Genomic DNA, 20,524 nt, shown 5'->3' on the forward strand with positions numbered 1-20,524 from the left:
GCACGACAAACGAAAAAGGCAGCGCAAGCTGCCTTTTTCGTTTGGGTGTCTCGCGGCCTTGAGGCTGCTTACGTGGGGTTAAATATTCGCTCAGGGCTGCATGTTCTTCGCTCAGGGCCGAATATTCGCAGCTCAGCTCAGCTCAGCTCAGCTCAGCTCAGCTCAGCTCAGCTCAGGGCTGTGGCTGTTCTTCCGGCTGGAACTCTTCAAGCGCGTCGCCATCGGTATCCGGAACCTCGAGGTCGTCGCCCTCGATGATCTGGTTTTCCATGCCCGGGTCTATCTCTTGCGGCTCGATGGTACCGGGCTCTTCGGTGGACGGAGTGGCATTTACGGGCGGGACCGCCTCGTTGCCGGAAGCACTTTCGGCCTCAACGACAGACTTCAGTTTTTGCAGACCCTCTTGGTAGGATTTGCCCACCATCTTCGACACCATCAGTCCCATCCAGCGGGCGATGGGGCTGCTGCCCATTTCGGAAGAAAATGACCAGGTGACATTGGTGCCACTGCCCTGCGGTTGCAGAGCGAATTCTGCCTTGGCGGTACCCTGGTCACCGAAGTCCAGGTCGGTGGCAACCCGGGAATAGGGTTCGCTGGCGGTAATGGTCTGGGAGCCTTTACCCACGCTGGGGTTGTCACTGGTCCACTTCATGACTGCCCCGTTGCCTTCGGAAAAGCCCTCGTAGCTGTACTGGGTCTCGGGGTCAACCTGGTACCAGGGGGACCATTTATTGAAATTGCGGAAATTGTTCAGGTAGGGGAAAACCACCTCTGGCGGCTCGGCGATATAAACACTGCGCTCGGTCGTGGCCACCCGAGGGAAGAGAAAGCCGGCAAGTACCAGCAAGGCGAGAAAAATCAGAATATACAGTATCCAGCGCATGGCGGACTCCCCCGTCAGAGCCAAGTAATTGAACCGGTATTTTGAGGCCAAGCCCCGGCCCGGAAGGGGCTGGACAATGGAGTGGCACTCGCGCGATTCACTGCTTTGGAGTGTACTGGCTGCTATGACTGTTCGCCAGTTCGCGCGTTTTTCGTGCGTTTTTTAAAAGCTGGTATCCAGCAGTGGCAAGGTCATGCGCACACACAGGCCGGCGCCGTGCGCATTAAAGGCTTCGATATTGCCGTGGTGCTGCGCCAGGGTACGCTGGGCGATGGCCAGGCCCAGGCCAAAGCCTCCGCTCTCGCGGCTGCGCGCCTCGTCGGTGCGGTAGAAGGGGCGGAATATCGCCTGTAACTCTTCTGCGGGCACACCATTACCAGAGTCGGTGACATCAATCTGGCACTCGTTTTGACGGTGTTGAACATTCACCGTAACCCGTCCGCCCTGCGGGCTGTATTTAATGGCATTGCGCAGAATGTTTTCCAGCGCCGCGGTCAGGGAGCTGCCACGAGTGGCGACCAGTAGCTCGTGGTCGTCGCATTGGCTGACAAAGTGCAGTTGTTTTATCGCCGCCTCGTCTTTCAGGTCGTCAATGAGCGCTGCTAACAGGCCGTTAATCTCAACTACATCGTCCAGCGGGCGCTCGTCGCTGCCACTAACCGGCAGGGACAGGATGTCGGCAATGATGTCTTCCAGGTAGTCTGCCGCCTTGCCGATCTTGTCCAGTTCCGGGTCCAGTGCCTGAACATTTTTTTGCCGGGCGATACCCAGCGCCACCTGCAGGCGAGCGAGCGGCGAGCGCAGCTCGTGGGAGACATCCTTGATCAGCCGGCGCTGCTCCCCCATGGATTCCTGCAGTTGTGCGGTCATGGAGTCGAAGTCCGCCGCCAGCTCCCCCAGCTCCCGGCCGTGCCCGTGCAGTGCCGGGGCAACCCGATAGCTGAGGTCACCTGCGGCGACGCGCCGGGTGGCGACCCGCAGGTTGTCCAGCGGCTTACTGAGGTAGCGTGCCAGCCAGTAGCAGGCCAGCCCAGAGGCCAGGGTGGCGAGTACCAGGATTTGCCAGAAATTGCGCAGCAAGAAGCGCAACAGTAGTTCTTCCTTGCTTTTACCGGCAATGAATACAACCCGCAGGCTGTCACTTCCGCGCTGGGGAACGAAGAAGCCGACGCTCGGTTTCTTGTCCACCAGCCCCCGTGTTTCCCGATTGCGGTAATTTAGCGCGCTGAACAGGGGGGCCATGGATCGGGGCAGGGCACGTCCAAGGACTTCTGCTCCGCTGCCGTCGATCGCGAAAATGCGTTGTTGAATTTTCTTGGGTTGGCGCTCCAGCCAGTGCCGGAAATGATCGGTGCCGTGGCGGCGGGTCATACGCAGATTGTCGGTAATCTCGCGGAAGAGCTCCGGCCCTTCCCAGCGGTCTTTCTGGCGCGGATCGCCAAACTCCCGGATATGGGTAATGTAAACCGCTGATAGCACCATGATGACTGCGGTAAGCCAGGCACCCAGAAACATTCTTCCGAACAGGCTGCTCATGCTGCTTAAGCCTGACTGCTGGTAAGCATATAGCCAGCACCGCGTATGTTGATGATCAGCTCCCGGCTGGCGCCTTGCTCCGCCAGCTTCTTGCGGATGTTGCTGACGTGAACGTCGATGGAGCGGTCATAGGGCATCAATTTGCGCCCCAGGGCCTGCTCCGTCAGTACCTCTTTGCTGACGACCTCACCGGCATTTTCCACCAGTACCTTGAGCACGGAAAATTCTGCGCCGGTCAGGTTGACGGGCTGGTCTGCCCAGAGGCACTGGTGCTCTCTGGGCATCAGGCGCAACTGGCCACTGCTGAGGTTGTCGTCGCTGGTCTCCACTTCGGTACGCCCGCGGCGCAGTATCGCCCGCAGCCGAGCGGCCAGTTCCCTGGGGTTACAGGGTTTGGGCAGGTAGTCATCCGCGCCCATTTCGAGCCCGACAATGCGGTCTACGGTATCGCCCTTGGCGGTCAGCATCACCACGGGCAGTGAGTGGCTGGGGTTGCCAGCGTCTTCCCGCAGTTTGCGCAACACATCAAAGCCATTGTGCACCGGCAGCATCACATCCAGAACCAGTGCATCGAACGGCTGGCTGCGGGCCAGCTCCAGGCCTCGGCCGCCATCGTTGGCAACGGTGACCGCAAACCCTTCACCCAGCAGAAATTCTTCCAGCAGCTCTGTCAGTTCGGTGTCGTCGTCGACCAGTAGGATATGGCTCATGGCTGATTGGTATCCGCTATGTTACGTCGTTGTTGGGGCCATTATATGTCCGGAGAGGCGGGCACTTGGGGGAAGGTTTTGCACGTTTTACCGTTCTTAACAAATGTTTACCGCCGTTATCCCCTGTTTACAGTCCGTGAGCCTAGTATGCACCTACCGACTCGGGAAAAGCGAAAGTCAGACATATCGCCATAGCGGTATCAACAATCAGCATCACTAGAGGATGAGTCTATGAACAAATGGAAAGCACTTGCCGGTAGCCTGGTACTGGGTAGCGCGTTGGCCACTTCCGGAATGGTAATGGCCTTCCCCGATGGGGATCACGGACCTCGCGGTCACCACAAAGGCGGCCATAACCACGAACGCATGTTCGAGCGCCTGGCGGAGGAGCTGGACCTGACCGAAGGGCAACAGGCGCAGCTGAAAGCCAATCGCGAGGCAGGTAAAGAGGCGCGCAAGGCCGATCGCGAAGCGATGCGCGAGATGCACAAGCAGCTGCGCGAGGCCATCGAGTCCGGCGCTGATCAGGCGACCCTCGACAGTCTCGGAGCCAAGCTGGGCCAGCTGGAAGTCCGCAAAATGCAGCGGATGCAGGAAAAACGCGTGCAGTTTGAGTCCATCCTGACCAACGAACAGAAGGTCAAACTGGAACAGCTGAAAGCCGAGCGCAAGGCCCGTCACGAAGAGCGCAAGCAGCGCTGGCAGCGTGACGAAGATTAATAAGCGGTCAGTCAGTCGCTTCTCGGCTCGCCGGCGCCCACCCCAACAGCCGGCGAGCCATCCCCCTGGGCCCCTGCAACTGCAGGGGCTTTTTTTATCTGCTCAATGTTGGGAAAATGCCCGCCCCGCTGGCGCGGCTTGGCGAAAGTCTAGGGCGAGCCCGGCACCTGCCCCAGAGGGCAGCATTTGGCAGTTGAGGAGAGATTGTGAGCAAGATCGGCCTGTTTTACGGCAGTGACGAGGGCAATACCGAGAGTATTGCCCAGCGAATCGCCGCCCGTCTGGGCGAGGAACGGGTGGATATTCACGATATCGCCGACGTTACTCAGCTGGAGATTGCAGATTACGACCAGCTAATCCTGGGCATTCCCACCTGGGACTTCGGGCAGATCCAGTCCGACTGGGAAGATTTCTGGGAGGATGTGCAGGAAATCGACTTTACCGGCAAGACCGTGGCCCTGTTCGGTCTCGGTGACCAGTTCGGCTATGGTGACTATTTTCTCGACGCCATGGGCATGCTGCACGATGTGATTGTGGCCAATGGTGCTGCCATCATCGGACACTGGCCCACCCAGGGCTACGAGTTTGAAGCGTCCAAGGCCGAAGTGGCTGGGCAGAACATTTTTGTGGGTCTCGCCATCGATGAAGACCAGCAGGAAGAACTGACCGGTGGGCGCCTCAATGCCTGGTGTCAGCAGATTGCCGAGGAGTTTGACCTCGACGGTGGTGCCGACAGCGTCACCGAGCTTGAGGACTGAGGGCGCAATGGCCGACTCCAATAAAAAGTCTCTGCAGGAATTCTGGCCCTGGCTCGCGGACCACTGCAACTGCATTCTTCGCGCAGGCTCTCCCGATTCAATCCTCTACGACGATGAGGATTTCCACTGGCGATTTGCCCAGGAAAACCCGCAAACGCTGCTGGTACAGCTGGTGCGTGGCAAACGCCTGGTGGGCGAAATTTTTGTGGAACCGGAATTGATCAGCGCGGTACGTGCGACACCGGGTGACAAAGACGAAGTGATTTTCGACCTGATGGCCGAGGCAGATGGACAGGAGCAAGTGCTTTACTACTTTGTGATGGCCCACGGTTTTGATGACAGTGAGCCGTCGCAATCGGCGAGCAGGCACGGTCGCCTGCATTGATACCGTGGCAACTATTCGCACTCCCATAAAAAAACGCGGCTTGAGGCCGCGTTTTTTTATGGGCTGACCACAGTGTTTAGCGAGCCAGCAAGCCCACCAGGATTTCCCGGTACATATTTTTTACCAGGTCCAGGTCGTCGGCCTTCACGCACTCATCCACCTTGTGGATGGTGGCGTTGACTGGGCCCAGTTCCACAACCTGTGCTCCGGTCGGTGCGATAAAGCGCCCGTCGGAAGTGCCACCGGCGGTGGAGAGTTCGGTGTCGCGACCGGTGACTTTCTTGATGGCTGCCTGCGCAGACTCCACCAACGGGCCTTCGGCGGTCAGGAATGGCTGGCCAGAGAGGTTGAAGTCGGCTTCGTATTTGAGACCGTGCTTGTCAAAAATCGCACGGGCGCGGCGCTCCAGGTCTTCCGCCGTGGTTTCGGTGGAGAAGCGCCAGTTGCACACGACTTTCACATCGCCGGGAATCACATTGGTGGCACCGGTGCCGCCGTTGATGTTGGAAACCTGGAAGCTGGTGGCCGGGAAAAAGTCGTTGCCCTGGTCCCACTCTTCCGCTGCCAGTTCGGCGAGCGCCGGTGCCAGTTTGTGCACCGGGTTTTCCGCCAGGTGCGGGTAGGCGACGTGGCCCTGGATGCCGAACACGGTGAGCTCCAGGCCCAGTGAGCCGCGACGGCCGTTTTTGATGACGTCACCGGCGAGGGTGGTGCTGGAGGGTTCGCCTACCAGGCACCAGGTAATCTTTTCGTTGCGCTCTTCCAGCCACTCGACCACTTTCACGGTACCGTGTTTGGCCGGACCTTCTTCGTCACTGGTGATCAGGAAGGCGATGCGGCCTTTGTGATCCGGGTGGGCGGCGACGAATTCTTCACAGGCGACGACCATGGCAGCCAGGGAGCCTTTCATGTCTGCGGCACCGCGGCCGTAGAGCATGCCGTCGACGATTTTCGGCTCGAAGGGCGGGTGTTGCCAGTTGGCTTCGGGGCCGGTTGGGACTACGTCGGTATGGCCGGCGAAGGCAAATAATGGACCTTCTTCGCCGCGCACGGACCAGAAATTATCGGTATCACCGAAACGCAGGTGCTCGGTTTTGAAGCCGATTTTTTCCAGGCGTTCGAGCATTAGTTCCATGCAGCCGGCGTCTTCGGGGGTGACGGATTGCCTGCTAATCAGGTCGCAGGTGAGTTGTACTGTTGGGGTCATAGTTTTTGGCTCCGTCGCTTTTTGTTTGGAGCACTGTTCCTGTTTTGTGGCGGCCTGCCTGCCGGGGGCTGTTCGCGAGACACGCCGTGAACCCATCCCTGGGGGCTCTTCTAAAACATCCCTGTTTTAGAAGGTCTCGCGAACAGCCCCCGGCAGTCAGGCCTTCGCGTTGAAGTTGATTACGCTAAATTAATTCAGTAGGGCGACCTTTATGTCCGACTCGGAGTGCAAGGGGTCGCCTGAAGGCAGAGCGCTGGGTGGAGCCTTTCGGAACCGTCGGTGCCATGAATGGCACCGCCGGAGCGTACAGGGATGTATTCAAGGGGGGTGCCTAGCCCGATTCCGAAAAGCTCCCCCTGATGATCTGCCGCCACCGGGTTTAATCAATGCGAACCCGATAACCAGCAGGTCAATATTTAGTTGCTATGCAACTCCGCATTCAACTCCACCGCACTCTTGTTGGTCAGACACTCAACAGCACCAGTAGAAGAGTTACGACGGAACAGCAGGTCAGACTTGCCCGCCAGATCGCGTGCTTTTACCGCTTCAACTTCTGCACCCTTGTCGTCCAGAACGGACACTTTGGTGCCGGCAGTGATGTACAGGCCGGACTCTACGGTGCAGCGATCGCCCAGGGGAATGCCAGTGCCGGAGTTGGCGCCGAGCAGGCAGCCTTCGCCGAGAGAGATTACGATATTGCCGCCGCCGGACAGGGTGCCCATGGTGGAGCTGCCGCCGCCCAGGTCGGAGCCTGCGCCGACAAACACGCCGGCAGAAATACGGCCTTCGATCATGCCCGGACCCTCGGTGCCCGCGTTAAAGTTCACGAAGCCCTCGTGCATGATGGTGGTGCCTTCGCCCAAATAGGCACCCAGGCGCACGCGGGCGGTGTGGGCGATGCGTACGCCGGTGGGCACTACGTAGTTGGTCATTTTCGGGAACTTGTCCACGCAGGAAACTTCCAGCAGCTCGCCCTTGAGGCGTGCTTCCAGCTGGCGCTGTGGCAGTTCCTGCAGGTCGATGGCGCCCTGGTTGGTCCAGGCGACGTTGGCCAGCTGGCCGAAGATGCCGTCCAGCTTGGTGCCATGGGGTTTTACCAGGCGGTGCGACAGCAGGTGCAGCTTCAGGTAGGACTCGGGCACGGACTGGGGCGCTTCGTCGCTGTGCAGCACCACAGCGACCAGCGGACGCTGGCTACCGGCGAACTGGCGCAGGATGGCGGCTTGCTCGCTGGCGCCGGCGCTTTCCAGTTGATCGGCCAGCGGTTGCAGTTGTGCTTCTTCCAGCGCAACGGCCACATTGCCGCCGTCGATGTTGAGGGTGCTGGTTACGGCGCTGGCAATGGCGTCAGCCGGATTCAGGAGCGGCTGGGGGAAGTAGACTTCGAGCCATTCGCCCTTGCTGTTGCAGGTGCCGACGCCGAAGCCGATGCTGTATAGGTTGCTCATGTTGGTTTCCTTTTCCTGAGTCTGAAATTCTGTTGATGAATCTGATAGCGATTTAAATTTATTGCGCGAAACTGGCGCTACTTCACAAATGAGGCGTAGGTATCCGCCTTGAAGCCAAACAGGGTTTCGTCGCCTTTGGTCATTACCGGGCGTTTGATCAGTGTTGGGGTTTCCGTGGCCAGGGTGGCTGCACTGCCGTTGTCCATTGCATCTTTTTGCGTGTCATCCAGTGCGCGCCAGCTGGTGGAGCGGCGGTTCAAGACTTGCTCCCAGCCGAACGCTGCCAGCCAGTCCGACAGCGGTACGCTGTCCATGCCGTTGTCGCGGAAGTCGTGGAAGTGGTATTCCACTTCATTCTGTTCCAGCCACTTGCGGGCCTTTTTTACGGTGTCGCAATTTTTGATGCCGTAAAGGGTAATCATGGTGTTTCCTGTCGATTCTTGAGCGGGCCGGATACCGGATCAGGCCTTTTTGGTTTTCTTGGGATTTTTGCGCGCGGGGTAGCAGGTGGTGCAAATCTCACACACGGTGCCGTCGCAACCGCGGGCACTGCAGAATTCGCGGCCGTAAAAAATGATCTGTAGATGCAGCTTGTTCCACTTCTCTTTGGGGAACAGGCGCTTGAGGTCTTTCTCTGTCTGCGCCACATTTTTGCCGGAGCTGAGCCCCCAGCGCTGGGCCAGTCGGTGAATATGGGTATCTACCGGAAACGCCGGGTGGCCAAAGGATTGCGCCATGACCACACTGGCGGTCTTGTGACCGACACCGGGCAGGGTTTCCAGTGCGGCCATATTTTCCGGTACCTGGCCGTGGTATTCGTTGACGAGAATTTCCGAAAGCTTCTGTATCGCTTTGGATTTCTGTGGCGACAGGCCACAGGGGCGGATGACCTCGCGGATTTTCACTACCGGCACCTTTGCCATGTCGTAGGGATTGTCCGCCAGCTCCCACAGCGCCGGTGTAATCTGGTTGACCCTTTCATCGGTGCACTGGGCCGAGAGCAGTACTGCCACTAATAGGGAGTAGGCATCGAAGTGGTCTAGGGGAATTGGGGTTTCCGGGTAGAGGTCTTCCAGCCTGTGCAGGATGTAATCGACCCGCTCCTGTTTTAAAAGATTTTTTGCCGTCATCTTGTTCGCCCGTATCCAGGCTCCTACATCGAATTGCTACCGCAGAATTGGCGAATACGTTTCGCCGCTTCAATGCATTCCTCCAGAGTGGCCACCAGGGCCATGCGCACATACGCGGCACCCGGGTTTACGCCATTGGCTTCGCGGGCCAGGTAGGCGCCGGGGAGCACGGTGATGTGTTGCTGGCGGAATAGCTCGCGGGCGAAGGTTTCGCCGTTGCCCACTTTGGGCCACAGGTAAAAACTGGCTTCCGGCTTTTCCACTTCCAGGCAACCGTCGAGTATCTCCAGTACCGCATCGAATTTCTGCCGGTAAAGGTCACGGTTTTCTTTCACATGCTGTTCGTCCTGCCAGGCAGCAATGGAGGCATACTGAGTGGGTACCGGCATGGCGCAGCCGTGGTAAGTGCGGTACAGCAGGAATTTTTCCAGAATGTCGGCGTCGCCGGCGACGAAACCGGAACGCAACCCGGGGAGGTTGGAACGCTTCGACAGGCTGTGGAAAACCACGCAGCGGTGGTAGTCATTGCGGCCCAACTCAGCACAGGCCTGCAGCAGGCCGGCGGGGGCATTGTCTTCGTCGAAGTAGAGCTCGGAATAACATTCGTCCGAGGCAATGGTGAAGTCGTACTGGTCGGCAAGCGCGATCAGTTGCTTGAGGTCATCGGTGCTGAGCAGTGCACCGGTAGGATTGCCCGGGGTGCACAGGTAGAGCAGGTCGCACTGCTCCCAGACCGACGCGGGCACTGCCGCAAAGTCCGGCTTGAACTGGGTATCCGCGCTGCAGTTGATGAAGTGCGGTGTGGCACCGGCGAGAAACGCGGCGCCCTCGTAGATCTGGTAGAAGGGGTTCGGCATCAACACCTTTGAGCCGGGGGATACCACTGCCTGGGCAAACGCGAACAGTGCTTCACGGGTGCCGTTCACCGGAATGACCTGAGTGTCTGCACTCAGGCTGTCGAGTTTGAAGCGATGGCACAACCAGTTGGCGATGGTTTCCCGCAGTGCATCCAGCCCCTTGGTCAGGGGATAGGCAGAAAGTTTGTCCAGGTTGTCGATCAGCTCGTCGCGTACAAAAGCGGGGGGCGCGTGCTTGGGCTCACCGATGGACAGGGCGATATGGGCAAGATCCGCTGGCTCTTCGATGCCCGCTTTCAGTTGTGCCAGCTTGGCAAAAGGGTAGGGCTGCAACTGCTGCAAATTCGGGTTCATGGTCGAGTTTCTGCTTGTCCGTTTTTCTGTTTTTGATCGTGTCTTCACGCACTGGCTGACATAGTTGCGTCAGGGCTGCGGCGGCAGTGTGGCCTGATGGGCATCCAGCTCCTGGCAGATGGCCTGCTCGAGGGTTTCGATCAGTTGCATATCAGTGAGCGGCTGATCGTCGGCATCGGTGATATGGAAAATATCCTCGACGCGCTCCCCCAGCGTGGAAATCTTGGCGTTGTGCAGACGCAGGTCGTGGGTAATGAAAATCCGCGCGATCCGCGCCAGCAGGCCGGGCCTGTCGGCACTGGTGATTTCCAGGGTGCTGTAGGTATCTTCCGGCTCGGTGGAAATATGAGCCTGGCTCGGCAGGTGGAACATTTTCAGGCGGCGCGGAGTGCGGCGCTTGATGACCTTGGAGTAGTCCTCCACCAGTTTCAGTTCTTGCTGCAGGGTATTGCGAATCTGCTCTAAACGATGCGGTTCGTCCAGCAGTGGCTGTCCGGATTCATCCAGCACATAGAAGGTGTCCAGGGTGTAACCGCCGGCGGAGCTGTAGAGGCGCGCATCGTGGATGTTCAGGTTCAGCATATCCAGGCCGGTGACAACCGCGGCGAAGACGTTGGGTCTGTCCGGGGTGTAGACGAATACCTCGGTGGCGCCGTCGTGTTCGCCGGGACCCGAGTTGCGGGTCAGCACCAGGGTGTCGCTGTCGGCGTCCCGGTTCGGGTCTTTCTGCAGCTGGTAAATGGCGGCCGTGTGCCAGGTGATGTTGTCGGCGCTCTCGCGTACGAAATAGTCCTCGCCCATCTCCGACCAAATATCTTCCACCGCCAGGCTGGGCAGGCCCATGGCGCGCAGCATATTGCGGGCCTGTGCCTGGGTTTCCTCGTAGATTTCGTCGCGGTCGATGGGGTTTTCCAGGCCGCGGCGCAGGGCGCGCTGAGTGTACTGGTAGAGCTGGCGCATCAGGCTGGCGCGCCAGCTGTTCCACAGGTCCGGATTGGTGGCGTTGATATCGGCCACGGTCAGCGCGTAGAGGTAATCCAGGTGTTCGCGGTCGCCCACTTCGGCGGCAAAGGCGTGCACTACTTCCGGGTCGGTAATGTCCTGCTTCTGGGATACCGCACTCATCAGCAGGTGTTTTTCTACCAGCCAGCACACCAGGCGGCGGTCGCGGGCCGAAAGGCCGTGTCGGCGACAGAAGGCGTCCGCATCGATGACGCCCAGTTTGGAGTGATCGCCGCCGCGTCCCTTGGCAATATCGTGATACAGGCCGGCGATATACAGCAGCTCCGGCTTGCGCATGCGCGAGAGAATTTCCGCGGCCAGCGGGAACTTGTCCCAGGCGTCGTCGCCGCGGAAGCTGCGCATGTTGCTCACCACCTGCAGAGTGTGCGCGTCCACGGTATAGATGTGGAAGAGGTCGTGCTGCATCTGCCCGGTAACCCGGCCAAATTCCGGCAGGTAGCGCCCGAGGATGCCGTAGCGGGTCATGCGGGTCAGCTGCGTGGACAGGCCGCGGGGGCTGCGCAGCAGTTGCATGAACAGGCGGGCATTGGTCGGATCCGCACGGAACTGGTCGTCGATCAGGTGACGGTGTTCGCGGATCAGGCGGATGGTGGAGGCCCGCACCCCGTGAATTTCCGGGTTGTTGGCCATCAGCACAAATATTTCCAGCAGCGCTGGCGGGTACTCGATAAAGGTGCGGGTGACCGCGGCTTCGATGGTATTGCCGCGCAGCTGGAAGCGCTCGTTAATGGGGGTGACCGGCAGGTGTTTGCCGCGCTGCAAAATGACCTCATCCAGGAATTGCAGCAGCACATCGTTCAGCTCCCGCAGGGCCATAACGATGCGGTAATAGGTGTGCATGAACTGTTCGACAGCGAGGTGGGTGTCGTTATCCTTGTAGCCGAACTCCCGCGCCAGTTCGCGCTGGTAGTCGAACAGCAGCCGCTCTTCCGGTCGTCCTGCCAGCAGGTGCAGGCCGTAGCGCACCCGCCACAGAAAATCTTCGCCGGACTGCAGAATGGCGAATTCTTCCTCGGTGAAGAATCCCTTGCCCTGCAGTTGTTTCAGGGTGCGTACCTGGAAGTAACGCTTGGCGACCCAGTTGATGGTCTGGATGTCGCGCAGGCCGCCGGGGGCGTTTTTGATATTGGGCTCGAGGTTGTATTCCGCGCCGCGCTGTTTGCGGTGGCGTTCCTGCTGCTCGTCGTACTTGGCGCTGAAAAACTTGTCGGCGGGCCAGACGTTTTCCGGTGTCATGCGCTCGGTCAGGGTTTCGCACAGGCTGGGGTTGCCAACCACGGTGCGACATTCCAGCAGGTTGGTGGCGACGGTGATGTCCTGGGCCGCCATCTCCACGCAGTGGTCGATGGTGCGGACCGAGTGGCCGATATCCAGTTTCAGGTCCCATAGGAAGGCGACCAGGCGTTCGATATTGTCGACGGTGGCCTCGTCCGGCTTGTCTTCGGTGAGGATCAGCAGGTCGATATCGGATTTGGGGTGCAGTTCGCCGCGGCCGTAGCCGCCCACCGCCAGCAGGCTGATGTTCTGGGACCACTGGAACTGGTGCCAGGCGTAGTGCAGCAGGCAGTCCACAAACAGGGCGCGCTCGTAGACCAGGGTGCGCACATCCTCGCCTTCGCGGAAACGCCGCGCCATATGGGTGTTGGCGGCGCCGGCAGCGTCCTTGAAAATTTCCAGTGTGGGCCTGGTGCCCTCCGCCAGATCGCGGCGGAAGCGCGACTGGTCAAAGAAAAACAGCGGTTTTTCAAAGTGCGGGATCTGGGCCAGCTGCTTGGCATTCATCGGTATCGATTCCGGGTTCGGCGCGGTGAGCAGGCGAGGTCGCTCTGCTCCCGGGCCGGTTGTTCCTTCCCTGGCCGCTATTGGCCACATTCACGCGGAGATGACGGTGTGAGCGCCTGGGGAGGCGCCCGTCAGTTAAAAGGACTCTTCCTTGCGCGCGGTCAGAATTTCTACACCGGTGCCGGTTACGACCATGGTGTGTTCCCATTGCGCGGACAGGCGGCGGTCGACGGTGACCGCGGTCCAGCCGTCGCGCAGTACGCGACTGCCGGGTTTGCCGGCGTTGATCATGGGTTCAATGGTAAAGGTCATGCCTTCTTCCAGCACCTGTCCGGTGCCCGGCTTGCCGTAGTGCAGTATCTGCGGGTCTTCGTGGAAGACGTCGCCGATGCCGTGACCGCAGAAGTCCTTCACCACGCTGTAGTAGTTGCTCTCGGCGTGCTGCTGAATCACATGGCCGATATCGCCGAGGGTAGTGCCCGGGCGGACAATGTCGATGGCCTTGTACAGGCATTCCTGGGTGATTTTGACCAGGCGTTCTGCGTGGGTCGCGGGCTTGCCGACGAAATACATCTTGGAGGTGTCGCCGTACCAACCATCTTTGATTACGGTGACATCGATATTGATGATGTCGCCTTTTTTCAGCACTTTGGACTCTGACGGGATGCCGTGACAGATAACCTCGTTCACCGAGGTGCAGATGGACTTGGGGAAGCCGCGATATCCCAGGCAGGCAGGAATGGCCTGCTGCACGTTGACTATATAGTCGTGGCAGCGGCGATCCAGTTCTTCCGTGGTGACGCCGGGGACTACATATTCACCAATCATTTCCAGCACCTCGGCGGCCAGGCGGCCAGCGGTGCGCATTTTGGCGATTTGTTCCGGTGTTTTTACGGCGTTGGTCATGAATCTTCCCAGATTAGTGATGAACGTTACTGCGTGGTCAGTCTTGGGGCGCCGCTCTCACAGGGCCGGTTTGCGGGCTGAGAGTCTGGTGAGAGTCTGGTGCGGCGCGATATTGTAGCGGAATTGCCGGACGGCGGCATTAAGCTGTCTCTATCATGGTCATTGAAAAGCGGGGCTTGCGGCGGAGAGTAAAGCCAGCGGTGGCAGCTTTTGCGCTTCCAGCCCCGTGGCATATGTGGTATAAAGCGCGCCGCTTTGGGCGGTGCCCGGAGTGAAACTAAACATCGGGGCAAGGTTTTCCTGTCCTGAACAAACGCCGCACATATACCGGCACATTCGCCTGGGTGTCTTTGTCAGCACTGTAATGCAGTGGTGATGGGGATTGGTGAATGGGGTATATGGAGGATGTAACCCGGGAAGTGATCGGCAGTCGTTAAGCCCGACGCTTCCGTCTGATATTGAGGTTTTTTATGCCGCAAGTAAGCATGCGCGATATGCTGCAGGCTGGTGTGCACTTTGGCCACCAGACCCGCTACTGGAACCCGAAGATGGGTCAATTCATCTTTGGTGCCCGCAACAAGATTCACATCATCAACCTGGAGCACACTGTTCCAGCGTTCAATGAAGCCCTGCAAGTTATCCGGGGTATGGCTGCTCAGAAGAAGAAAGTTCTGTTTGTTGGCACCAAGCGCGCTGCGCAGAAGTCCATCAAAGAGCAAGCCGAGCGCTCAGGTCAGCCCTACGTCAGCAACCGCTGGTTGGGTGGCATGCTCACCAACTACAAAACCATCCGTGCTTCCATCAAGCGTTTCCGCGACCTCGAAACCCAGTCTCAGGACGGTACCTTCGAGAAGCTGACCAAGAAAGAAGCCCTGATGCGCACTCGCACCATGGAGAAGCTCGAGCGCTCCATCGGCGGTATCAAGGACATGGGCGGCCTGCCGGACGCACTGTTCGTGATCGACGTTGAGCACGAGCGTATCGCCATCCAGGAAGCTAACAAGCTGGGTATCCCGGTGATCGGTATCGTTGATACCAACAGCAGCCCGGAAGGTGTTGACTACGTAATTCCTGGCAACGATGACGCCATCCGCGCCATCAAGCTGTACACCACTGTTGCTGCCGACGCTATTCTGGCGGGTGCTGCAGACGCTGGTGCCAGCACTGCTCAGAACGAGTACGTAGAAGCTGGTGACGACCAAGCCGCAGCAGCGGAATAAGTCGTGAACGACTGGCGGTGTAACATTTTTACGTTACGCTGCAGGGAAAAGGGGCCACTTATCCGGCCCCTTTTTTTCAAATCCATCAAAGAATTTGAATCTGAACCCGAGGATTGAATCATGGCGATTACCCCGTCAATGGTAAAAGAACTGCGCGAGCGCACTGGCCTGCCGATGCTGGAGTGCAAAAAAGCACTGACCGAAGCGGATGGCGACATCGAAAAAGCGATTGAAGACCTGCGCAAGGCATCCGGCCTGAAAGCGGCCAAGAAAGCTGGCCGTACCGCCGCTGATGGCGTTGTAGCCGCAAAAGTTGCCGAAGATGGCAGCTACGGTGTTCTGGTAGAGGTGAACTCCGAAACTGACTTCGTTGCTCGCGACGACAACTTCAAGGCGTTCGTTGCCAAAGTTGTGGACAAGGCATTTGCTGAGCGTCAGGTAAATGTTGCTGCGCTGATGGAAGGTGAGCTGGAAGAAGCCCGCGAAGCACTGGTACAGAAAATCGGTGAAAACATTGGCGTTCGTCGTATTCAGCTGGTTGAAGCGCCGGTTGTGGGTGCCTATGTACACTCCACCAACCGTCTGGCGGCTATCGTAACCCTGAGTGCCGGTGACGTTGAAACCGCGCGCGATGTGGCCATGCACGTAACCGCGGTAAACCCGCAGGTTGTGAAGCCGGAAGATATGTCCGAGGAAGTGCTGGAAAAAGAGAAGGAAATCATCAAGGCCCAGCCGGATATGGAAGGCAAGCCTGCCGAAATCGTCGAGAAGATGATGGGCGGCCGTATCAAGAAGTTCCTCAAGGAAAACAGCCTGGTAGAACAGCCTTTCGTCAAGAACCCGGAAGTTACCGTTGCCAAACTGGTAAAAGACGCTGGTGGCGAAGTTGTGAGCTTCGTGCGTTTTGAAGTGGGTGAAGGTATCGAGAAGGAAGAGGTGGACTTCGCAGCGGAAGTTGCCGCTCAGGTTAAAGCCAGCTCTTGATGTCTGAAATCGCCGGCAACCTCTTGGTTGCTGGCGCCAGCGGGGTGCTCCCGGTGTGTTCGTTAGAATACCGCCGGGGCGCCCCGCTGTGGTATCTGGCCAACAGGAATTTTCGTTCAAAATTTGAACGGCTGGGCTGCGTAGGCAGCTGAATATAGAGTTAGTAGCCAGGCCAGATCGGCGAGCGCGGTGGGAAACCATCGGCAAAGCCATAGGTAATGCGTCGAATTTGTTGTAATGTTCGGCGGGCGCGAACCGGAACGCCGGTTGCGTCTCAACCAAGAATTTAGCCCGTGACAGTTGAGGAACAAGGGATGCCAGGTATTAAAGACCGCAAGTACAAGCGAATCCTGTTAAAGCTCAGCGGAGAGGAGCTGATGGGCGAGCAGGGGTTTGGAATCAGCCCCAAAGTGCTGGACAAGATGGCACTGGAAATTGGTCAGCTGGTAGGTATCGGGGTGCAGGTCGGCCTGGTGGTCGGCGGTGGCAACCTGTTCCGGGGCGCGGCCCTGAATGCGGCTGGTCTCGACCGGGTAACCGGAGACCACATGGGGATGCTGGCGACAGTCATGAATGCACTGGCGCTGCGCGATGCCCTGGAGCGTTCGAATATTTCCTCCCGGGTCATGTCAGCCATCCAGATGAGCGGTATTGTCGACCACTACGATCGACGCGCAGCCATCCGTTATCTGGAGCGTGGCGAAGTACTGATTTTTGCCGCGGGTACCGGTAATCCGTTCTTTACGACCGACTCTGCAGCCTGTCTGCGCGGAATCGAGATCGAGGCGGAGATGGTGCTCAAGGCCACCAAAGTGGATGGCGTTTATTCGGCCGACCCGGTACTGGTGCCCGACGCCACCCGTTATGACCGCCTCACCTACGACGCGGTACTCGACAAAAAGCTCGGTGTTATGGATTTAACCGCAATCTGCCTCTGTCGCGAGCACAACATGCCTGTGCGGGTTTTCCGGATGGATAAAACTGGCGCGCTGCTGAATATCGTTGTCGGCGGCGAAGAGGGCACACTTATTGAAGAGGATGTGAATCAGTGATTGACGATATCAAGAAAGACGCCGAAGGGCGCATGAAAAAAGCCCTGGATGCCCTGGGTAGCAATTTCAACAAGATCCGCACCGGCCGTGCGCACCCGAGCATTCTCGACGGAATCCAGGTGTCCTACTACGGTAGCGATGTGCCCCTGTCGCAGGTGGCCAATATTACCGTGGAAGACGCGCGCACCCTGGCGGTAACCCCCTGGGAAAAGCCGCTGGTACCGGATATTGAAAAGGCGATCATGAAGTCCGACCTGGGCCTCAATCCGAGCACTGCCGGTGCGGTCATCCGTATCCCGATGCCAATGCTGACGGAAGAGACCCGTAAGAACTTCACTCGCCAGGCCAAAAGTGAAGCGGAAAGTGCGCGGGTTTCCATCCGCAACAATCGCCGTGACGCACTGGCCGAAGTCAAAGCGCTGGTGAAAGAAAAGGAAATCTCCGAAGACGACGAGCGTCGCGCCGGAGACGAGATCCAGAAGCTGACAGACAAGTACGTTGCCGAGGTGGAAAAAGCACTGGCGGCAAAAGAAAAGGACCTGATGGAAATCTGATGTCTGTAGGCGGTACTGGTGTGGATGCACACGAGCAGGCGGGACCGCGCCACGTAGCCATCATCATGGATGGCAATGGACGCTGGGCGGCGCGCCGGGGCTTGTCGCCCTCCGCCGGCCACAAGGCGGGCGTCGAGCGGATCCGGGATCTGATCGAGGCCTGCAAAGAGCGCCATGTCGAGGCCCTTACCCTGTTTGCCTTCTCCAGTGAGAATTGGCAGCGCCCACCGAAAGAGGTGGAGTTGCTGATGACGCTGTTCCACTCCTACCTGCGGCGCGAGGCGCGCCGCATGCAGGAGCAGGGAATCCGCTTGCGGGTGATTGGGCGCCGGGATCGCTTTTCGCCCCGTTTGCAACGGGCGATCACTGAAGCGGAAACGCTCACCCGGGATGGCGACAATGGCACCCTGGTGATTGCAGCGGATTACGGCGGCCAGTGGGATATTGCCCAGGCGGCCAGGACGCTGGCGCAGCAAGTGGTTGACGGTCTGCGTACGGTGGAGTCCATCGACGATACCGCCTTGTCAGAACATGTACAGCTGGCAGATTTGCCGCCGGTGGATCTGTTGATCCGCTCCAGTGGGGAGCAGCGGATTAGCAATTTCATCCTCTGGCAAGCGGCTTATAGCGAATTTTACTTTACAGATACCTTGTGGCCGGATTTTACGGTCAGCGAGCTGGATGCCGCACTTGCGGCTTACCGGTATCGTGATCGCCGTTATGGCGGGCGCAACGAAGACGGGCTGGAAGCGCAGGCCTGAGGGCGCGCTGAACCGGCCACCGAAATAAAACTGATCAAGGGTTGAACGGTGCTAAAACAAAGAATAATTACCGCGCTGGTGTTGGTTGCTCTTTTTCTGGGGCTGCTTTTTTTCGTGCCCATGCAGTGGTTCGCGATTGTGATTGCTGCAGTCATCCTGCTGGGTGGCTGGGAGTGGGCCAACCTTTCCAATCTGAACAGAGCTTTGCGCTTCGTCTTTCTGGCAGCGCTGGGTGCGGCTCTGGTTGCGACCGCTGACTACGTATTCCAATTCGATTTTTCCAGTCCTGATACCGGCCGGGCACGCCAGATTCTGGCCGTGGCCTGTGGTTGGTGGGCGCTGGCCTTCCTGTGGGTGCAGGGCTACCCGGCCAGTGCCATGCTGTGGGGTAACCGCTGGGCGCGGGGCGTTATCGGCCTGGTGGTGCTGGTGCCTGCCTGGCTGTCTGTGGTTATTTTGCAGGGCCTGGAGCACGGTGCCTGGCTGGTTTTGTTTGTTGTTGCGGTTGTGGTGGCCGCCGATGTGGGCGCCTATTTTGTTGGACGCAAATTCGGCAAGCACAAGCTGGCGCGGGAAGTGAGTCCCGGAAAGTCCTGGGAGGGCTTTTTCGGCGGTCTGGCCGCCTGTCTGATCCTGGCATTGGGAGTATCGATCGCATTTGATCTGCCGACAAAAAATACTGTGCTGTTTACGTTCGGGGTGCTGGTTACGGCACTGGCTTCGGTCATTGGCGACCTGGTGGAGAGTATGTTCAAGCGCCACCGGGGCATTAAAGACAGCAGTCGGATCCTGCCGGGGCACGGCGGTATTCTCGATCGCCTCGATAGTCTCACCGCGGCACTGCCGGTCTTTACCATGGCGGCACTGGCCAGTGAGCTACCCAAATATTTGTAAGATTCTTCCACTCGCCCCGCTGACGTTTGTGCGGCGAGCTGCTGAAATTTCGGCCTTTGCACCGGCGAATGCCTGTGCACTGTACAGCCGTTGAGGTAAACCGTTTCAATGCAATCCACGACCCCTGACTCCACTGCAATACAACCGGTTTGTGTGCTCGGGTCCACCGGCTCCATTGGTGTCAGCACGCTCGATGTGTTGGCCCGCCATCCGCAAAAATACTCGGTGTTTGCGCTTACCGCCCGGGACAGAATCGAAGAGCTGGCACAGCAATGTCGCCGCTTTGCCCCGAAATATGCGGTGGTACTCGATCGGGAGAAGGCGCTGCAGTTGCAGGCGCTGTTGCGGGGAGAACAGGGCGATACCGAAGTGCTCTGGGGGGTGGACGCCCTGTGCCAGGTTGCCGCAGACGAACGGGTTGCCGTGGTCATGGCTGCCATTGTGGGGGCGGCGGGTTTGAAACCGACTCTTGCGGCGGTGCAGGCGGGGAAGAAAGTGCTGCTGGCGAACAAGGAATCGCTGGTGATGGCTGGGCCCCTGTTCATGGCAGCGCTGAACCAGAGCGATGCGCAGCTGCTGCCCATTGATAGCGAGCACAATGCCATTTTTCAGTGTCTGCCGTATCCCTGTGACAGCCTCAGCGATGCTGGGGTTGAGCGGATTCTGCTCACGGGCTCCGGTGGTCCCTTTAGGGCCACCGCGCCAGAAGCCCTTGATAGCGTCACGCCGGAACAGGCGTGTAATCATCCCAACTGGTCCATGGGGCGCAAAATTTCTGTGGATTCCGCCACCATGATGAATAAAGGGCTGGAATTCATTGAGGCCTGCTATCTGTTCCATGCGGTGCCGGGGGATATCCAGATCGTGGTACACCCGCAGAGCATTGTGCACTCCATGGTGCAGTATCTGGATGGGTCGCTGCTGGCACAGATGGGTAACCCGGATATGCGCACGCCCATCGCCCATGCACTGGCATTCCCCGAGCGTATTGACAGTGGCGTCGCCGCGCTGGACCTGATTACTCAGGGCCGGCTGGATTTTGAGGCGCCGGATGAGGCGCGCTTTCCCTGTCTGCGACTGGCTCGAGAAGCCATGGAGGCCGGTGGCAGTGCGCCCACTACCCTGAATGCGGCGAACGAAGTCGCCGTGGATGCATTCCTTGCGGAGGCCATCCCCTTCACTGGTATTGCCCGCTCGATAGAAAAGGTCATGAAAACTACCGAGGTGGTTGAACTGACAGACCTGGAAGCAGTCGAACAGGCTGATCGGAATGCTCGTGAGCGGGCGATGGAAGTACTGAATGAGCTGTACGGCCTGCATCTGGACGAGCAGCGCCCTCAAACGAGATCAATGTAACGCC

The 20,524-nt window shown here is 58.7% G+C and carries 20 protein-coding genes; 10 read left to right on the top strand and 10 right to left on the bottom strand.

What is annotated here, in order from left to right; all coding sequences use genetic code 11:
- Positions 1-172: 172 nt before the first annotated feature.
- The 3 genes from GRX76_RS09060 to GRX76_RS09070 form a co-directional block, all read right to left on the bottom strand.
- On the bottom strand, positions 173-883 hold the full coding sequence (locus GRX76_RS09060; RefSeq protein WP_160153021.1) for an SRPBCC family protein: 711 nt from the start codon (positions 881-883) through the stop codon (positions 173-175).
- 162 nt (positions 884-1,045) lie between these two features.
- A complete protein-coding gene (locus tag GRX76_RS09065; protein ID WP_160153022.1) occupies positions 1,046-2,419 on the bottom strand; it encodes an ATP-binding protein in 1,374 nt (457 codons plus the stop codon).
- A 5-nt stretch (positions 2,420-2,424) separates the two neighbouring features.
- On the bottom strand, positions 2,425-3,129 hold the full coding sequence (locus GRX76_RS09070) for a response regulator transcription factor (RefSeq protein ID WP_160153023.1): 705 nt from the start codon (positions 3,127-3,129) through the stop codon (positions 2,425-2,427).
- Positions 3,130-3,360: 231 nt separating this feature from the next.
- On the opposite strand from GRX76_RS09070, the gene GRX76_RS09075 reads away from it, so the two are divergent.
- From GRX76_RS09075 to GRX76_RS09085, 3 genes are all read left to right on the top strand, one after another.
- Positions 3,361-3,849 (top strand): Spy/CpxP family protein refolding chaperone, encoded by a 489-nt coding sequence (locus tag GRX76_RS09075; RefSeq protein ID WP_160153024.1) that lies wholly within the window; start codon positions 3,361-3,363, stop codon positions 3,847-3,849.
- A gap of 206 nt (positions 3,850-4,055) precedes the next feature.
- Positions 4,056-4,607: a flavodoxin gene (locus tag GRX76_RS09080; RefSeq protein ID WP_160153025.1), complete on the top strand. Its 552-nt coding sequence runs from the start codon at positions 4,056-4,058 to the stop codon at positions 4,605-4,607.
- Between the two features lie 7 nt (positions 4,608-4,614).
- Positions 4,615-4,992 (top strand): hypothetical protein, encoded by a 378-nt coding sequence (locus tag GRX76_RS09085; RefSeq protein ID WP_160153026.1) that lies wholly within the window; start codon positions 4,615-4,617, stop codon positions 4,990-4,992.
- 76 nt (positions 4,993-5,068) lie between these two features.
- Here GRX76_RS09085 and dapE read toward each other — a convergent pair whose 3' ends face one another.
- The 7 genes from dapE to map all read right to left on the bottom strand — a co-directional run bounded on the left by dapE (position 5,069) and on the right by map (position 13,699).
- Positions 5,069-6,199, bottom strand: coding sequence for a succinyl-diaminopimelate desuccinylase (gene dapE, locus GRX76_RS09090; protein WP_160153027.1), 1,131 nt, complete (start codon positions 6,197-6,199; stop codon positions 5,069-5,071).
- Between the two features lie 416 nt (positions 6,200-6,615).
- Complete coding sequence (gene dapD / locus GRX76_RS09095; protein ID WP_160153028.1) at positions 6,616-7,647, bottom strand: 2,3,4,5-tetrahydropyridine-2,6-dicarboxylate N-succinyltransferase; 1,032 nt, start codon at positions 7,645-7,647, stop codon at positions 6,616-6,618.
- Positions 7,648-7,724: 77 nt separating this feature from the next.
- Positions 7,725-8,069, bottom strand: a complete 345-nt coding sequence (locus GRX76_RS09100; protein ID WP_160153029.1) for an ArsC family reductase — start codon at positions 8,067-8,069, stop codon at positions 7,725-7,727.
- Positions 8,070-8,108: 39 nt separating this feature from the next.
- On the bottom strand, positions 8,109-8,777 hold the full coding sequence (gene nth, locus GRX76_RS09105) for an endonuclease III (RefSeq protein WP_160153030.1): 669 nt from the start codon (positions 8,775-8,777) through the stop codon (positions 8,109-8,111).
- Between the two features lie 23 nt (positions 8,778-8,800).
- A complete protein-coding gene (gene dapC, locus GRX76_RS09110; RefSeq protein ID WP_160153031.1) occupies positions 8,801-9,988 on the bottom strand; it encodes a succinyldiaminopimelate transaminase in 1,188 nt (395 codons plus the stop codon).
- A 69-nt stretch (positions 9,989-10,057) separates the two neighbouring features.
- Entirely contained in the window at positions 10,058-12,793 is a 2,736-nt protein-coding gene (locus tag GRX76_RS09115) for a [protein-PII] uridylyltransferase (protein ID WP_160153032.1), read from the bottom strand.
- Positions 12,794-12,928: 135 nt separating this feature from the next.
- A complete protein-coding gene (gene map, locus GRX76_RS09120) occupies positions 12,929-13,699 on the bottom strand; it encodes a type I methionyl aminopeptidase (RefSeq protein ID WP_160153033.1) in 771 nt (256 codons plus the stop codon).
- A gap of 470 nt (positions 13,700-14,169) precedes the next feature.
- On the opposite strand from map, the gene rpsB reads away from it, so the two are divergent.
- From rpsB to ispC, 7 genes are all read left to right on the top strand, one after another.
- Complete coding sequence (gene rpsB, locus GRX76_RS09125) at positions 14,170-14,919, top strand: 30S ribosomal protein S2 (protein WP_160153034.1); 750 nt, start codon at positions 14,170-14,172, stop codon at positions 14,917-14,919.
- Positions 14,920-15,039: 120 nt separating this feature from the next.
- Positions 15,040-15,903 carry a translation elongation factor Ts gene (gene tsf, locus GRX76_RS09130; protein WP_160153035.1) on the top strand — a complete coding sequence of 288 codons (864 nt, stop codon included), beginning with the start codon at positions 15,040-15,042 and terminating at the stop codon, positions 15,901-15,903.
- Between the two features lie 314 nt (positions 15,904-16,217).
- A complete protein-coding gene (gene pyrH, locus GRX76_RS09135) occupies positions 16,218-16,955 on the top strand; it encodes a UMP kinase (protein ID WP_078084825.1) in 738 nt (245 codons plus the stop codon).
- Positions 16,952-17,509, top strand: a complete 558-nt coding sequence (gene frr / locus GRX76_RS09140; protein WP_160153036.1) for a ribosome recycling factor — start codon at positions 16,952-16,954, stop codon at positions 17,507-17,509. The genes pyrH and frr overlap by 4 nt, the downstream gene beginning before the upstream one ends.
- Complete coding sequence (gene uppS, locus GRX76_RS09145) at positions 17,509-18,270, top strand: polyprenyl diphosphate synthase (RefSeq protein WP_160153037.1); 762 nt, start codon at positions 17,509-17,511, stop codon at positions 18,268-18,270. The genes frr and uppS overlap by 1 nt, the downstream gene beginning before the upstream one ends.
- A 48-nt stretch (positions 18,271-18,318) precedes the next feature.
- Positions 18,319-19,164 (top strand): phosphatidate cytidylyltransferase, encoded by an 846-nt coding sequence (locus tag GRX76_RS09150; RefSeq protein ID WP_160153038.1) that lies wholly within the window; start codon positions 18,319-18,321, stop codon positions 19,162-19,164.
- Positions 19,165-19,272: 108 nt separating this feature from the next.
- Positions 19,273-20,520 carry a 1-deoxy-D-xylulose-5-phosphate reductoisomerase gene (gene ispC / locus GRX76_RS09155; RefSeq protein ID WP_160153039.1) on the top strand — a complete coding sequence of 416 codons (1,248 nt, stop codon included), beginning with the start codon at positions 19,273-19,275 and terminating at the stop codon, positions 20,518-20,520.
- The last annotated feature ends 4 nt before the right edge of the window (positions 20,521-20,524 follow it).

The sequence above is a fragment of the Microbulbifer sp. ALW1 genome, from assembly GCF_009903625.1.
Taxonomy (GTDB): domain Bacteria; phylum Pseudomonadota; class Gammaproteobacteria; order Pseudomonadales; family Cellvibrionaceae; genus Microbulbifer.